The organism is Rhizobium sp. rho-13.1, assembly GCF_007000305.1.
Classification (GTDB): domain Bacteria; phylum Pseudomonadota; class Alphaproteobacteria; order Rhizobiales; family Rhizobiaceae; genus Rhizobium; species Rhizobium rhododendri.
Genome location: NZ_SCFL01000013.1, coordinates 1 through 14413, shown reverse-complemented (window position 1 = coordinate 14413; position 14413 = coordinate 1). Strand labels below are relative to the sequence as shown.

Genomic DNA, 14413 nt, shown 5'->3' with positions numbered 1-14413 from the left:
ATGGAACGAATAATTTTGGATGTGGACTCGGCCGGTGACGACATCCTTGCCATCCTCTTTGCGCTCGGATGCGAAGGTATCTCACTGGAGGGCGTCACTGCCTGCACCGGGGCGGCCGGCGACATCGAGCAGGTTACCAACGTCGTCCTCAACACGCTATCGCTGGCAGGCCGCGACGATATCCCGGTCGCCGCTGGCGCCTTCCGTCCAATCGTCGGCAATTCGGCCGCTGACATGCTGGCGCCCGTGAATTTCGAAAAGCAGTTGCAGGCGCGCTTTGGCGACCGGCTGAGGGACTTCAATCCGAAGGCCCCTCCCCCGAAACGCCAGGCGATGCAAAAGCACGCCACGGACTTCATCATCGATACCGTGCGGGCCAATCCCGGCGAGATCTCGATCGTCGCAACCGGACCACAAACGAATGTTGCCCTGGCGCTGCGCATGGCCCCCGATATCGCCGGTTTGGTCAAGCAGATCGTCGTCCTCGGCGGCTGCTTCCAGACGCCCGGCAACATGACACCGGTCTCCGAATACAACATCTGGGCCGACCCGGAAGCGGCACGCGTGGTGCTTGCCAGCGGCGCGCCAGTCATCCTCGTCCCGCTCGACGTCTGCGAGGACAACCGCGTCGCTGCCTCCATGCTGACGCGCGACGACCTGAACGATCTCGGATCGCTCTATCCCGACAGCACCGTGGTGTCCTACGTCCAGAGGACGTTTCCGATCTACATCGACATCTGGCGGGAGTTCTTCAAGCTCGTCGGCTTTCCGCTCGATGACGCGATCGCGGTGAGTGCAGTGCTGCATCCAGAATTCTTCTCCATGACAGAGCCGCTGTTCGTAGATGTTGCCCTCAGCGAACGCTTGGTGCGCGGCCAAACGGTGGCATTCCGCGGCCGACAGATACTGCCGTTTTCCGGACCTGCGACGACCCGCATCTGCCAGGACCTCGACGGCAAGAAATTCCTGAAATTGTTTAAGAGCGCCATTGGCGCATTGGCATAGGAAAATGATGATGAAGAAAATCCCTGTGCTCATAGACTGCGATCCAGGTCATGACGACGCCATCGCCCTGGTCATGGCGCATCGCTCTCCAGCCATCGACCTTCTCGGGGTAACGACGGTCTGCGGCAATGCCACCCTTGACCGCACCACCACCAATGCGCGGAGGATTCTCGAGTTCATCGGCGCGACCGATGTGCCGATCGCAGCCGGCTGTGTTTCGCCGCTGGCGCGCTCCCTCGTGCTCGGCACAGCTGACGGGCCGAGTGGCCTCGATGGCACGACCTATCTGCCCGAGGCGTCGATGCCGCTCGTCGACATGCATGGCGTCGACTTCATCGCCAAGGTGCTGTCCGAGGCGGAAGAACCGGTGGTTCTGGTGCCGACGGGACCCTTGACCAATATCGGTATGTTTCTGCTGAAATATCCGCAGCTGAAGCACAAGATCGCCAGGATCGTGCTGATGGGCGGCGCCTTCTACCGGCGGACGGAATACATCACTCCGACCGAGTTCAATATCTTCTGCGACCCCGAGGCCGCTAGAATCGTGCTGGAAAGCGGGCTCGACATCACCATGGTCGGTCTCGACGTCACTATGCACGTGCTGGTCGAAGAGGAGCAGTTCGCCGAGTTGCGGAAAATCGACACCAAGCTCGGTGAGGTCGTTCTGGACTGGCTGAAATTTTATGAGAAGCTGCATCGCGGCCAGATGGGCGTCGGCGGCGCGCTACACGACCCGCTGGCGCTGGCGGTGGTCATCGATCCGACCTTGATTGAAACGCGCGACGCTCATGTCGAGATCGACCTGACCGGGACGCATACTTTCGGCGCCACGGTTGCCGACTACTGGAACCTGCGCGGACTGGGGACCAACTGCAAGGTGGCCAGCCGTGTCGATTCAGACCGCTTCTTCGAACTGATGTACACGCTGCTGCGCGACTGACCCGCCACGAACCACGGAGTTTTTCGGATGACCGACGTATTTTCCGCCCACCGCCACGATGACGCAGCGATACTCGACCCGACCAAGACGGCAGTCATCGTCATCGACATGATCAACGAGTTCTGCAAGCCCGGCGGACGGATGGTGTTGCCCGGCTATGAAACACTGATGCCGCAGCAGAAGGCACTGATCACTGCTGCCCGAGCCAATGGCGTGCCGGTGATCTTCGTCGTCGATTCCCATCGCAAGAACATGCGGCGAGATCGCGAATGGGTGAAGCGCACGCCGCATGGCGTCGAGAATACCTGGGCGACGCAGGTCATAGACGATCTCGAAGTGCAGGACGAAGACATCGTCGTCGTCAAGCACCGCTATTCGGCCTTCTTCCAGACCGACCTCGATCTCGTGCTGAAAGACATGCTGATCTCGCAGCTCGTCGTCTTTGGTGTCGTCACCAACATCTGCGTGCGATCGACCGTGCATGACGGCTTTTTCCAGGGCTACGATATCGTCGTGCCGCACGACGCCTGTGCCGCGACCGGACCACGCGAACATGTTTCGACGCTTTACGATATTGCCACCCATTTCGGCACGGTCTCCGACACCGAGACGGTAACCGCGGCCTTGGCCGGTAAAATCGCGATTTCCAACCAGATTTTCGAAGCATAAGCGATGGGAACCCTCGAGACCCAGGATCGAACTCCGAAGGGTGGCAAGTGTTCGCGCGAGCAACCCGCGGATAACGCGCCGAGATCGCGGGAGGCGATAGACCTGCGGCTCGCCGAAATCGGCTACAAGCTCGAGGAGCACAATGCCCATATCATCCGGCTCGCGCATCAGAGAGCCACGGCGATCTTCCAGAAAGCATTCGAAGGTTATGCGCTGACTCCACCGCAATCGGCGATCCTCGCGACCCTTTTGCGCTATGGACCGATGTCGCAGATCAATCTCGGCCGCCTGACGGCGATCGACACTGCGACATTGAGCCCTATGCTGCAGCGACTGCAGGATCCGGGCCTCCTGCAACGCGTCCCATCGGATGAGGACCAGCGTGTCAATTTGGTTGCCCTCACCGAAAAGGGTATCGATTTCGCATTGGAAACCTTGCCGATCGCAAAGCGGGTTAGCGACGAGGTGCTGGCACCGCTGAAACCCAGGGACCAGCGACGATTCCTCGCAATGCTGGCACTCCTAAAGTGATCCTGGGTTATTTCCTTAAGGATTGACGACCGTTCGATAAAAAACCGGCGCTCAACAGGTCGACCAAAGACTTGCGTTACCGCAGTCCATCCTTTCCTATTACGTCCGCGCGCTGCAGCCCACCGACACGTGGCAGGGGCCGCCCACCGGTCGTCAAGGCGATGGCGATGACGATCTCATTGGCTTTCGGTGCACCGGGTATACGGACCTCGACGCCGTCGAAGTGACTGCGGACATAGACCGCATCTTTGTAGCCAAGCGGAATGTCGAAGATGGCGCCCGGACCTGCCCGCTTCTTGGAGGACGGAATGATAGACGCGCCGCCAGCCAGTGCAGCGCGGATCGGTGCCCCAAGCTTCGGGTGCAGGAAGGCCGCCGCATGCTCCAGCTCGCCATCCTCGCCAACGGCAGCCGCTTTGCCAAAACTGTGGATGGCTGAGGCAGGTACACCGAGCAGAGCAATTGTCCTTTGCACCAGCATCTCACTAAGCGGCGTCGCCAGGTCATAGAGCGGAGATAGGTCGGCGACGAAGGCGCCGGCATAGGGATTTTTGACAACCGCGGCAGCAACCGCGCGCCGGACGGGCGGCTGTACCACTTGCCCCTGCTCGCTCAGCGTCTCCTCGACGAAGGTGACGATCCGCCTGATCTCAAGGTTCATCGCAGCCCATCCTCGCCCTTGATGTCGGCAACTGCCAAGCCGCCAAGCCGCGAATGAACCCGGGGACCCGTCGTCATGGCAAGGACGAAGACGATCTCATTGCGCTTCGGGGCGTCCGGGATGCCTACTTCGATTGCGTCAAAGTGGCTCCGGACATAGGAGGCATTGATGTGAGTGATCGGCACGTCGAGCCTTGCTCCCAGCCCGCCGACCTTCTTGGCCGAAGGGACGATTGCCTTCGCGTTGCCCAGAACCTCACGCATCGAATAACCGCCAGGCACATGCCAAAGGGCGCCGTGCTCCAGCTCACCGGCCTCACCGACGATCGAGCCTTTGCCGTAACCCTCGATAACCGCGACATCACCGCCAAGCGCTGCCAGCAGGCGCTGTGCCATATCGAGGCCAAGAGGCTTCAGCGTGTCCATGTAGCCGGTAATATCCTCGACATATCCGCCGGCGAACGGATTTGCGACGACCGCCATGATGACGCCGCGCCGCGGCGGCGTGTCGGCCACCGGGCCACCGTCATGGAAGATCTCCTCGATCTGAAGGTAGAATTTGCGAACTTCGACGGGCAGCATTCAATTTTCTCCTGTTTCTGATCCTGTCAGGCGACGTGGCGGGTCGGGTTGCGAAGTGCCTCTGTCTCGTCGGCAACGACTTTTCCGGTCGAGGGGTCGATGACCACCCGAAACAGCTTCCGCACGTCTTCTATGCTGTAGTAGCCAAGTCCGACATCAGTCAGCACATCGGCGACATCACGCTCGAATGGCGATCCGTAGCCACCGCCGCCGGGTGTCTCCACACGCACGCGGTCTCCCTTGCGCAGCGCAATGTCCTGCTCCTTGGTGATGTGCGGCGGTCGATATTCGACGCCGTTCCGGATGACGACGATGCTGCCTGGTTCGCCATCGCGACCGCCGAGGACGCCCTGCGGTCCGACGCGTCCGTGATCCATCACGAAGGAGGCGCTAGCCTCGCCGCGCAGCAATTCTACCTCGTAGGTCAGGCCAAAGCCGCCGCGGGTCTTGCCGGCACCGCCGGAGGCCTCGCGCAGAGAATATTCAGTAAACAGCACCGGGAAGACCTGTTCGGTGATTTCAACGGGCGGCGACTTGGAAATCCCGATCGTCGAGCAGCCATTCGTCAGCCCGTCGCCGGCGATGTTGCCGCCATAGCCACCGCCCGAAATCTGGTACATGACATAGTCGCGACCGACCTCCGGATCGTGGCCGCCGAGGGCGAAATTGCCGCTCGAGCCGGCAGGCGCTGCTGTCACCAGCTCGGGCAGCGCGTGCACTAGCGCCGAGAACACGGCTTCAGCAATGCGTTGGGAAACTTCTGCCGCACAGCCCGAGACCGGCCGCGGGTATTTCGCGTGCAGAAAGGTTCCGGCCGGATCCTTGATGATCAGCGGCTCGAAGGCGCCCGCACTCAAGGGAATGTCCGGAAAGATGTGACGGATCGCCAGATACACCGAGGAATGCGTCGTCGCCAGAACGCAATTCATCGGGCCCTTGCAAGGTGGGCTTGATCCTTCGAAGTCAAAAATCAGCGTGTCGTCGTCGGTCTTGGTGACCAGCAGCGAAATCTTCAGCGGCTCGTTGACGATACCATCGGAATCGATAAAGGCGGCGCCGCGATAGGTGCCGGTGGCGATCCTGCGGATAGAGGCGCGCATCTGCGCGGCAGAGCGAACGCGCAATTCGGCTATCGCATCGATCACCGTTTGATCGCCATAGCGATCGAGCAGTGCATGCAGGCGCTCGGAACCGACCCGCAAGGCTGCGGCCTGCGCCCGGATGTCACCTATCCTTTGATCGGCGATGCGGATGTTGGAGCAGATGATCGCATAAATCTCCGAATCGAGCATACCCTTCTTGAAGAGTTTCACGGGAGGCAGACGCAGACCTTCCTGCTCGACGGATGTCGCCGACGCGGAAAACCCCCCAGGCACAGCACCGCCGATGTCCGGCCAGTGGCCGATGTTGGAGAGCCAGCAGAAGATCTTGCCGTTGCGGTAGAAGGGCATCGCGAAGCGGACGTCCATGAGGTGCGTGCCGCCAAGGTAGGGATCGTTGACCACATAGATGTCGTGCTCCTCCGGCGGCAGACAACGGCCGTCGCGGATGAACTCGATGATCGTCTTTGTCGATGCCTGCATGGTACCGACGAAGACCGGAAGGCCACCGATGCCCTGGGCGATCAACGAGCCGTCGTCGGCGGCATAGATGCCATCGGAACGGTCATCAGCTTCGGAAATGATCGGCGAGAAGGCCGCGCGCGAAAAGGTATGATCCATCTCGTCACAAACCTGCTGCAGCCCGGCCTGGATGACAGTCAGGGTGATGGCGTTGATACCGCTCATGCTCGTTGCCCCACGGTGATGATTATATTGCCTTGCGCGTCGCCTTCAGCGACATCGCCGGGATTGATGACGGTTGTGGCATCGAGCTGCTCAAGGATGGCCGGACCCTCGATCCGAGCGTCAATCGGCAACTTCTCACGCCCGTAAACCGGCGTCTGGCGCCATGCGCCGCCAAAACGGACCGGCCGCGTTTCCACCAGTGCCTCTTCCACTGTCGCCGCTCTTCCTGCCATGGGGATTAGGTTCTCTAGGCTGACCTCACGGCGGATGCCGATGACCGAGGTGTTGATGCTGACGATTCTTGCCCGGACTTCCGGAAGGCGCACGCGGAAGCGATCGTAATAGGCTTCCTCGAACAGCAGCTGCATTGTCTGCATGTCTGCGGCGCCCTCCGGCAGCTTGACGCGGATCAGATGCGTCTGACCGGAGAACTGCATGTCGGCGCTGTGCTCGACGACGATCTGAACCGGCTTGACGGCTTCCCTGCCAATCGCCTGCAGTCCCATGGCCGTCCGGCTTTCGACCAGCTCGTCGATCAGTGCCGGATCGGTCTCGACAACCAAGCGGTTGACCGTCGTCACGTAGTCGTGGCGAAGATCTGCGACGACACAGCCGATGGCATTGGTCAGGCCCGGCCTTGCCGGCACGAATACTTTCGGGATGGAAAGCTCGCGGGCAATCGCCGAGGCGTGTAGCGGACCGGCACCACCGAAGGCAAACAGTACGAAATCGCGCGGATCGTTACCCCTGTCGACAGACACCATCCTGATGGCGCCGGCCATCTTGAGATTGGCGATCTCGACCACTGCTTCAGCGGCCTCTATGGCATCAAGCTCGAGTTTGCCGCCCACCTCGGCTGCAAAAGCACTAGCGATCCGCTCCACCGAGACAGGCTGATCCACCGCGAGAAGCTTCTTCACGCTCAAGCGGCCAAGCAGTAGATTGGCATCGGAAATGGTCGGCCGCGTACCGCCGCGACCGTAGCACATCGGCCCCGGCCAGGAGCCCGCACTCTGTGGCCCGACCTGCAGCAGCCCTGCGTCATTGACGGCGGCAATCGAACCGCCACCGGCGCCGACCGTATGGACATCGACCATCGGCACATGGATCGGCATCGCATATTCGATATCGATCTCGTTGGACACTAGTGGCTTGTTGTCGCGGATCAGCGCCACGTCTGTCGACGTGCCACCCATGTCATAGGTGATCAACCGGTCATAGCCGGCGCGCTTGGCGGTGTAGGCGGCGGCGATGACGCCGGACGCTGGACCCGACATGACAGTCTTGGCGGCTTCCCGGGTCACGAGACGTGACGAGATCGTCCCGCCATTGCCGTTCATGACTAGCAGATCCCTGTCATATCCGCTGTCCTGCAGCGCCGTGCGCAGACCTTGCAGGTAGCGTTCCAGCACCGGCTGGACTGCGGCGTTCACCGAGGCCGTCACCCCGCGCTCGAACTCACGGGCTTCGGACAGCAGGGCGTGGCCGCTCGTCACATAGACATTCGGCCACAGGGAGTTGGCGATTTCCACTGCACGCTGTTCGTGGACCGGGTTCTTGTAGGAATGCAGGAAATGGATGACCAGAGACTCGCAGCCGGCGTCAATCAGGGTGACGATGGCATCGCGCAGTTGCTCCTCGTCGAGCTGTACGCGGATCTTGCCGCTGGCCTCCATCCGCTCATCAACTTCGAGACGCAGGTCGCGGGGAATGAGCGGCACGAAGGTCCCGAACAGGCCATAGGGCGTCGGACGGGTGCGGCGGCCGAGCTCGATGACGTCGCGAAATCCACGGGTGGTGATCATTCCGACCTTCGCGATGCGGCGCTGCAGCAGCGCGTTGGTCGTCACCGTTGTACCATGCACGATCATGTCGATTTTCGCGATGGGATAGCCCGCCTGCGCCAACGCATTCAACACGCCCTTAGACTGGTCCCCCGGCGTTGACGGGGTTTTCGCCAAGACGACCTTGCCCGCCTTCTCATCTATGATGATCAGGTCGGTAAAGGTGCCGCCAACATCGATCCCGGCGACAATCCGGTCATTCAAGGTATTCGCTCCCGGTGCCATAGGCCCCCCTGACTGGTCGTATTGGAATGAGAATGGAAATCGGCGACGGCAGTCTACGCGCCGTTGCAGGTAGGGCCTTGCACTTCCAGGCCCGCGATCTGGCAGTGGCTCACCACAGCGGTCGCAAGAACGCACCCCAGTAAAATGTTCGATCCGACATCAATGACTTCCATGCACGACTTCCTTCCGGCGCGGCGACGACAATCTCCGCTCCGGCCACAGAAATTGAATGGCCAACTCGAGAAGTTTGCGCCCATCCGGCTGCAAAACTCGTTGATACTCATACAATCCAATCTAATTGCTGGCCTTTGTCAATAAGCCATTTTCATATTTCGATAGATCGCAATTCTCGATTTCAATTGCCGGGTTCTTGCTGTAGCGCTCTTCACAGAAACGGCTTTTGATGGCTATTCCATCGACAGAGTTGGTCGTGATGTGCATGACGGAGGAGGATCGCGGATGGCATCGGTAAGGAATGACAAGACGAGCGCAAATGCGCCGCAGCCCCATTCACCGCAGGAGATCGCGGCGCTTTACGATGCGTCGGGCTACGATCTCGATACCCATCCGGCCCATATGATCCGTCGCGCCCATCAGCGCGCGACGACCTGCTTCCAGAATGCCATGACAGGCTACGATCTGACGCCGACCCAGCACGCAGCCCTTGCAACGCTGCTTAAACACGGCGAATTGTCGCAAAACCATCTCGGTCGCATCACCGCGATGGATCGCTCGACCATCAGCATTGTCGTACGCAAGCTGATGGAGAGCGGCCTCGTGCAAAGCTCGCCGTCCAGCACCGACCAAAGGCTGTCCGTGCTAAGCCTGACGCCTGTGGGCATCGAATACACCCTGCCGCTGCTTAAGCTCAGCATCGACTCCGTGGAGCAATTTTTGGCGCCGCTGTCGTCGCGAGAGCGATCAACTTTTGTCAAGCTGCTTGGAAAACTGACGGACGCAGAGTGAAATCAAGCAGCGCATGCCAGCATGGCAGCAGCACGATTGATCCTGGCAACGCCTTGAAATATCGTTGACAATCGAACGAGTCTGAAGAGCAGCGGCGGTAGCGGCGCGCGTGGATTCTTGCAAGCTGACATGCGAATCGCCAAAGGCTTGCACATCGATAAAAATCTTAGCTTCGAAGTGCTTGACAAGTGCAAACGCTTGATCCTTATTTGTATGACCATCAACGATATGGTCGAGATGCAAAGGCATCGAAATAAAGCAAAAAAGGGGTTCTATCATGCTGACTTCTTTGCATTCCTCCTATTTTATGACGCACCGAAATCGGAAGTTGACGGCGCGTATCCTTAGCGTCACCCTCAGCCTTTCCGCTATTGCTCTTCCGATATCCGCCGAGGCGGCGGGCGTCACGCTGAAAGTATTCGGCGGCTCCTCCCTTGACGTTTTGGCGCCTCGAGAAAAACCTGAGGTCCAGACCAAGATCCGCGACGAAATCATCTCCGGATTCCTCAAGGCGCATCCGGAAGTAGCCAGCATCGAATGGGATGCGCAGGGGCCGCAAGCCGGTTCGCTGCAGCGTATGATGACCGCCAAGCTGTCGGGCCAGGAAATGGATCTGGTTGCCTGCTCGGCCTTCTGGGTCAATGGAGCCTATGTACGCCGCGGTCTGCTGAAGCCGATAACCGACGATGTGAAGCCGTTCGCCGCCAATGTCGACGCCACCAGCTTTGGAGCATTTACGGTCAACGGCAAGATCTACGGCGTGCCGATCAGTTCGCTGTCAACATCGACGATCTTCTACAATGTCGGTCTGTTCAAGAAGCTCGGCATTCCGACGCCTCCGACCTATGAAGACCTCAAGGCGGCGGTGCCGAAGCTCAAGGCAGCCGGCGTCATCCCGCTTCTGCACCAGGGCGCCAATTCGGTCATGTGGCCGATGTGGTATTTCGAGACCCTGTCTCAATCGAGCGGCGACGCGGTGAGCCTCACCCAACAGCAACTCGAAGGCAATGAACCGTTCGATGATGCCAAGAGCATCGAAGCCTTTCAGTTGATCAAGCAATGGACAGACGACGGCATTCTGTCCAAGGATTCGCTTTCCGTCGACATGGAGGGCATGAGGGCCGCTTTCGCCAGCGGCAAGAGCGCGATGTATTATGGCGGCACTTGGGAAGTTCCGTCCCTAAAGGATAGCGTCAAGAACTTTACCTGGGGCGTCTTCCCCTTCCCGAAGATGCCTGGAACGCCCGGGGCGCCTAAGCATGGCGGCGGCGCCGACAACGGCATGTGCCTTAGCGCCTCCATTCCGGACGAAAAGGTCAAGCCTGCACTCGACTTCATTGCCTATCTGACAAAGCCTGATATCGCAAAAATCTATCTGGACGCAGACCAGCCGATCGCCACATCGATCAAGGGTGTCGATGGCGTTGACGAACCCTATGCCAAGGAACTGCGCGCGAACACGTTCCCCGATACTGTCAAATTCCTCGACTGGGTCTGGCCGAGCGAAGTCACGAGCGCCGTGGCATCGGGTATCGCCGGCGTCGTAGGCGGCACCACGACGCCCCAGGACGCGGCAAAGAGTGTCGAGGCGGCCTTCAAGCAACTGGTGGATGACGGCAACTGGCCGCCGAAGGACTGACACACGTCCCGAGCATGCGAACGGCGCGGGATCTCTTCGCGCCGCCGCCCTCTTCCTGCAGCCGCGGCCTGACACGGCGCCGTTGCGCATCTACGCACACTCTCGTCGCAGTGACGAGCCTATCCGCCTTAGCACGAAAGGCCCAGGCCATGACCCGTTCCGCCAGACAGCGTTTTTCCATCGGTTATCATCTCAACAGCTGGGACCTCACCGGTCAGCCTCTGCGGCCCGCGCTTGAATTTCTAGCCGGTCAAGGTTTCAACTGGTTCGAGATCCTCGCTTTCACCAGCCTGTCCGATCAGTTCGCCCGGAAATACATGCAGCTCGGCAACCTTGCCCCTCCCGGCGTGACCACCGATACCGACATTTTGCGCCGTTATGCGCTTCTATCCGAGGCGCAAAGCGATCTCGGCATCGGGCTGTCGTCGCTCTATGTCAATGCCACCTTCGTCAACCCGGTGCTGTGGGAATACGAACGCGGTTGCCTGATCTCGCTCGCTCGCATTCTGAAAGGCTTCGGTGCACCGGTTCTCGTGCTCGGCGGCGGGCCATCCGAGGCATCGGGCAACAAGCACACAGCGGATGACTACAAGGCGTTTTGCCGAGCCCTCGAGGATATCGGGCGGCGAACGGCCGATCTCGGCATCGCCACGGTCTATCATCCGCATCTCGACACCTTCATCGAGCGTCGCGATCAGCTCGACCGGATGATGGACGAGCTGGATACGCGACACGCCGGCCTTTGCATCGACCCCGCCCACCTAGCCCAGACGCACTCCGATCCGGTGGACGCGCTAAAGACCTATGTGTCGGCGGTGCGCTACATGCATCTCAAGGACACCAAGGTCGACGACAGCCTCGTCGGCCCGGAGCGCTACGCTGCTTTCTGCGAGTTGGGCGCCGGGGTCGTCGATTTGCCCGGATTGGCCGACGTCCTGATCGACGCCGACTATGACGGCCTCGCCATCGTCGAGCTGGATGCCTCGCAGAAGACCGCCGAGCAGAGCGCCATCGAGAGCATCGCCTACCTCACGGAAACGCTCGGCCTTTCTCTCAACCCCCTCAAGGGCTGAGGAAGAAGCGCCGTGGCCACCTCGCCCAAACGACGCATCCGGCTCGACAGCGACCCGATCGTGGCGACATTGATGCTGGTGCCGGCAGTGGCGCTGCTCGGGCTGTTCTTCATTTGGCCATTCTTTCGGGGCCTGTGGATCAGCCTGACGCGCTGGGATGGTTTTTCCAATCCGACTTTCGTCGGTCTGACCAATTACCTCAGACTGCTGCACGACCACGTGTTTCTCGGCGCTATCGAGAACAACCTGATCTTCGTCGTTCTGATCCTGATCTTCAAGAATACGCTCGGTCTAGGCCTGGCTATGCTGCTCGATAGAGCGATTTTTCTGCGCGGACCAATCCGCGCAGCCGTGTTCATTCCCGTCACCCTATCTTTCGCGGCAACCGGGTTGCTCTGGTCGTGGATCTACAATCCGGTTTTCGGCCTTCTCAATGCCGCACTCGATCTGGTCGGCCTTTCCTGGCTTAAGCAGTCGTGGCTCGGCGATGCGGATATCGCGCTCTACTCGATCGTCGCGGTCGATATCTGGAAATGGCTCGGCTTCCATGCGGTGATCTATCTTGCCGGACTGCAGACGATACCGCAGGAGCTCTACGAGGCGGCCCGCATGGATGGCGCCAAGGCATTTTCTCGCTTTCGTCACCTGACCCTGCCGTTGATGATGCCGGTCGTTCTGATTAACGTGATCCTTGGTCTCTCCGGAGCCTTCGTGCGCAACTTCGACATTGTTCAGGTTCTGACGCAGGGCGGACCAAATCATGCCACGGAGGTCGTCATGACGCTGATGGTCAAAACCGCTTTCCAGGATGGCAATATGGGCTACGCCAGTGCCATGGGCTATGCGCTATTCCTGATCGTAGCACTGGGCTGCGTCGCACTTCTCGGACTAATGCGCCGCGCAAAGGTGGACATGTGACCATGACCCTCGATCCAGCCATTTCTCCCGATATCGATGGCGAAAGCCGAAGACGGACGCGGCATCTGCGCTGGAGGGAGCGCCTTGCCGGTCGGTCGGTCGCCGAACTGGTCTTTGTCTATGGTGTACTGGCCATCGTTTTGGTGGAAACGCTCTATCCCCTGGTGTGGGTGCTGTTCGGCTCATTCAAGACCAAAGACGAGGTGATCGCCAATGTCTGGGGACCTCCATCCAGTTTCATCTGGCAAAATTATGTCGAGGCCTGGCGCGTCTCCGGGATGGGCGACCGCATCCTTAACAGCATCATTGTCACCGGTGTCGCACTTGTGGTGGTGCTGATGGCAGCGACGCCTGCTGCCTATGCCCTGTCACGGCTGACATTTCGCGGACGCAACCTCATCCTCGCGCTGATTGTCTCGGCGATGCTCGTGCCGCCGCAGGTCATGGCCATTCCGCTGTTCATGACAGCGCGCGATCTGGGCTTGATCAACAGCCGTCTGGGCGTGGCGCTTATTCATGCGGCAGCTAATCTGCCGCTGTCCATCTTCATCCTACGCAGCTTCTTCCTGTCGCTCCCGATTGAACTCGAGGATGCGGGGCGCATGGATGGTGCGAACCGCCTTCAGATCCTTTGGTTGATCATGCTACCGCTGGTGCGCCCCGGCCTGGCGCTGGTGATCATCTTCGGCTTCATCGAGATCTGGAACGACTTCTTCCTCTCCTTCCTGCTTCTGCGTGAGCCTGCAGTACAGACCATTCCGCTTGGGCTTGTGGCATTCTTCCAGCAATACGGCTCGATGTGGAATCTCTATTTTGCCGCCCTGACGATCACAACCCTGCCGGTGATCGCCGTCTTTGTGCTGATGCAGCGGCAGTTCATCGCCGGTCTGACCGCCGGCGCCGTCAAGTCCTGAGAGAAAGTCCATATCAATGAGCTCACCTTCTTCCAAAGTTCCTATCGGCGTCGGCGTCATCGGTTGCGGCGAGATCGCCCAGCTCATGCACCTGCCGATTCTCCAGGAACTCACAACGCTGAAGATCGCCGCGATCTGCGACTTGTCTCAGACGGTGCTGGATACGCTCGGAACGCAGTACGGCGTGGCGGCACGTTACCGGGACTATCGCGACCTTTTGAACGACCCGACCGTCGACGCGGTAGTCATCTGCACCTACGATCATGGCCCTGTAGTATCGGCGGCCATCGCAGCCGGTAAGCATATTATAGTTGAAAAACCCTTGGCCTTCACCGCGGAAGAGGCCCGCCCGCTTGTCGCGGCGGCTGAAGCCAGCGGGCTTGTCGCCATCGTCGGCTACATGAAGCTCTATGATCCGGGCTACCGGATCGGCCTCGAGCAGCTTGCCCGGATCGGTCGGCCGAAGATGATCCACATGCACGACTTTGCCGGTCGTTTCGATCGCTACCAGCAACTTTATACCCAAGTTCGGGGCAAGGACGTCGACACGGCTCTGATCGCCAAGACGCAGTCGGATGTCGCCTCTGACGTCCGACGCTTCCTAGCATTACAGTTGCGTATTTTTACAAGTTCTGAATCTATAGGCCTCCATGATTCGGA

Annotated in this window: 15 protein-coding genes; 10 read left to right on the top strand and 5 right to left on the bottom strand. The window is 59.9% G+C overall.

Going from position 1 to position 14413, the window contains the following annotated elements; genetic code table 11:
- Genes EQW76_RS22205 through EQW76_RS22190 form a run of 4 tightly spaced genes read left to right on the top strand, consistent with a single transcriptional unit; the run spans position 1 to position 3145 of the window.
- On the top strand, positions 1-1005 hold the full coding sequence (locus EQW76_RS22205; RefSeq protein ID WP_142831140.1) for a nucleoside hydrolase: 1005 nt from the start codon (positions 1-3) through the stop codon (positions 1003-1005).
- A 4-nt stretch (positions 1006-1009) separates the two neighbouring features.
- Positions 1010-1945 carry a nucleoside hydrolase gene (locus EQW76_RS22200; RefSeq protein ID WP_142831139.1) on the top strand — a complete coding sequence of 312 codons (936 nt, stop codon included), beginning with the start codon at positions 1010-1012 and terminating at the stop codon, positions 1943-1945.
- Between the two features lie 27 nt (positions 1946-1972).
- Positions 1973-2614: an isochorismatase family cysteine hydrolase gene (locus tag EQW76_RS22195; RefSeq protein WP_142831138.1), complete on the top strand. Its 642-nt coding sequence runs from the start codon at positions 1973-1975 to the stop codon at positions 2612-2614.
- Between the two features lie 3 nt (positions 2615-2617).
- On the top strand, positions 2618-3145 hold the full coding sequence (locus tag EQW76_RS22190; protein ID WP_142831137.1) for a MarR family transcriptional regulator: 528 nt from the start codon (positions 2618-2620) through the stop codon (positions 3143-3145).
- A gap of 76 nt (positions 3146-3221) precedes the next feature.
- Here EQW76_RS22190 and EQW76_RS22185 read toward each other — a convergent pair whose 3' ends face one another.
- From EQW76_RS22185 to EQW76_RS22170, 4 genes are read right to left on the bottom strand one after another with little or no spacing between them, the layout of a single operon-like run.
- On the bottom strand, positions 3222-3806 hold the full coding sequence (locus EQW76_RS22185; RefSeq protein WP_142831136.1) for an amino acid synthesis family protein: 585 nt from the start codon (positions 3804-3806) through the stop codon (positions 3222-3224).
- Positions 3803-4387: an amino acid synthesis family protein gene (locus tag EQW76_RS22180; RefSeq protein WP_142831135.1), complete on the bottom strand. Its 585-nt coding sequence runs from the start codon at positions 4385-4387 to the stop codon at positions 3803-3805. Before EQW76_RS22180 ends, EQW76_RS22185 begins: the two co-directional genes overlap by 4 nt.
- A gap of 26 nt (positions 4388-4413) precedes the next feature.
- A complete protein-coding gene (locus tag EQW76_RS22175; protein WP_142831134.1) occupies positions 4414-6174 on the bottom strand; it encodes a hydantoinase B/oxoprolinase family protein in 1761 nt (586 codons plus the stop codon).
- The gene (locus EQW76_RS22170) at positions 6171-8243 is read right to left on the bottom strand and encodes a hydantoinase/oxoprolinase family protein (RefSeq protein ID WP_142831133.1); all 2073 of its coding nucleotides are present in this window, start codon (positions 8241-8243) and stop codon (positions 6171-6173) included. The genes EQW76_RS22175 and EQW76_RS22170 overlap by 4 nt, the downstream gene beginning before the upstream one ends.
- Before the next feature lie 459 nt (positions 8244-8702).
- On the opposite strand from EQW76_RS22170, the gene EQW76_RS22165 reads away from it, so the two are divergent.
- Positions 8703-9209, top strand: coding sequence for a MarR family winged helix-turn-helix transcriptional regulator (locus EQW76_RS22165; RefSeq protein WP_142831132.1), 507 nt, complete (start codon positions 8703-8705; stop codon positions 9207-9209).
- On the opposite strand, the gene EQW76_RS22160 is transcribed toward EQW76_RS22165, so the two are convergent.
- Complete coding sequence (locus tag EQW76_RS22160) at positions 9165-9488, bottom strand: hypothetical protein (RefSeq protein ID WP_142831131.1); 324 nt, start codon at positions 9486-9488, stop codon at positions 9165-9167. The two genes, EQW76_RS22165 and EQW76_RS22160, sit on opposite strands and share 45 nt — an antisense overlap.
- Between EQW76_RS22160 and EQW76_RS22155 the strand changes: the two genes are divergently transcribed.
- The 5 genes from EQW76_RS22155 to EQW76_RS22135 all read left to right on the top strand — a co-directional run.
- Complete coding sequence (locus EQW76_RS22155) at positions 9487-10848, top strand: extracellular solute-binding protein (RefSeq protein ID WP_224129381.1); 1362 nt, start codon at positions 9487-9489, stop codon at positions 10846-10848. The two genes, EQW76_RS22160 and EQW76_RS22155, sit on opposite strands and share 2 nt — an antisense overlap.
- Positions 10849-10997: 149 nt before the next feature.
- Positions 10998-11921 carry a sugar phosphate isomerase/epimerase gene (locus EQW76_RS22150; protein ID WP_142831130.1) on the top strand — a complete coding sequence of 308 codons (924 nt, stop codon included), beginning with the start codon at positions 10998-11000 and terminating at the stop codon, positions 11919-11921.
- A gap of 12 nt (positions 11922-11933) precedes the next feature.
- A complete protein-coding gene (locus EQW76_RS22145) occupies positions 11934-12839 on the top strand; it encodes a sugar ABC transporter permease (RefSeq protein ID WP_244615424.1) in 906 nt (301 codons plus the stop codon).
- Between the two features lie 2 nt (positions 12840-12841).
- The gene (locus EQW76_RS22140) at positions 12842-13753 is read left to right on the top strand and encodes a carbohydrate ABC transporter permease (protein WP_142831129.1); all 912 of its coding nucleotides are present in this window, start codon (positions 12842-12844) and stop codon (positions 13751-13753) included.
- 16 nt (positions 13754-13769) lie between these two features.
- Positions 13770-14413 (top strand): Gfo/Idh/MocA family oxidoreductase (locus EQW76_RS22135; RefSeq protein ID WP_143123251.1); only part of this gene is annotated, 644 nt, incomplete at its 3' end.

What these genes read in the sequence shown, in the direction of transcription:
- EQW76_RS22205 (WP_142831140.1), top strand. Translation starts at nt 1, where the DNA reads ATGGAACGAATAATTTTGGATGTGGACTCGGCCGGTGACGACATCCTT.
- EQW76_RS22200 (WP_142831139.1), top strand. Translation starts at nt 1,010, where the DNA reads ATGATGATGAAGAAAATCCCTGTGCTCATAGACTGCGATCCAGGTCAT.
- EQW76_RS22195 (WP_142831138.1), top strand. Translation starts at nt 1,973, where the DNA reads ATGACCGACGTATTTTCCGCCCACCGCCACGATGACGCAGCGATACTC.
- EQW76_RS22190 (WP_142831137.1), top strand. Translation starts at nt 2,618, where the DNA reads ATGGGAACCCTCGAGACCCAGGATCGAACTCCGAAGGGTGGCAAGTGT.
- EQW76_RS22185 (WP_142831136.1), bottom strand. Translation starts at nt 3,806, where the DNA reads ATGAACCTTGAGATCAGGCGGATCGTCACCTTCGTCGAGGAGACGCTG.
- EQW76_RS22180 (WP_142831135.1), bottom strand. Translation starts at nt 4,387, where the DNA reads ATGCTGCCCGTCGAAGTTCGCAAATTCTACCTTCAGATCGAGGAGATC.
- EQW76_RS22175 (WP_142831134.1), bottom strand. Translation starts at nt 6,174, where the DNA reads ATGAGCGGTATCAACGCCATCACCCTGACTGTCATCCAGGCCGGGCTG.
- EQW76_RS22170 (WP_142831133.1), bottom strand. Translation starts at nt 8,243, where the DNA reads ATGGCACCGGGAGCGAATACCTTGAATGACCGGATTGTCGCCGGGATC.
- EQW76_RS22165 (WP_142831132.1), top strand. Translation starts at nt 8,703, where the DNA reads ATGGCATCGGTAAGGAATGACAAGACGAGCGCAAATGCGCCGCAGCCC.
- EQW76_RS22155 (WP_224129381.1), top strand. Translation starts at nt 9,487, where the DNA reads ATGCTGACTTCTTTGCATTCCTCCTATTTTATGACGCACCGAAATCGG.
- EQW76_RS22160 (WP_142831131.1), bottom strand. Translation starts at nt 9,488, where the DNA reads ATGATAGAACCCCTTTTTTGCTTTATTTCGATGCCTTTGCATCTCGAC.
- EQW76_RS22150 (WP_142831130.1), top strand. Translation starts at nt 10,998, where the DNA reads ATGACCCGTTCCGCCAGACAGCGTTTTTCCATCGGTTATCATCTCAAC.
- EQW76_RS22140 (WP_142831129.1), top strand. Translation starts at nt 12,842, where the DNA reads ATGACCCTCGATCCAGCCATTTCTCCCGATATCGATGGCGAAAGCCGA.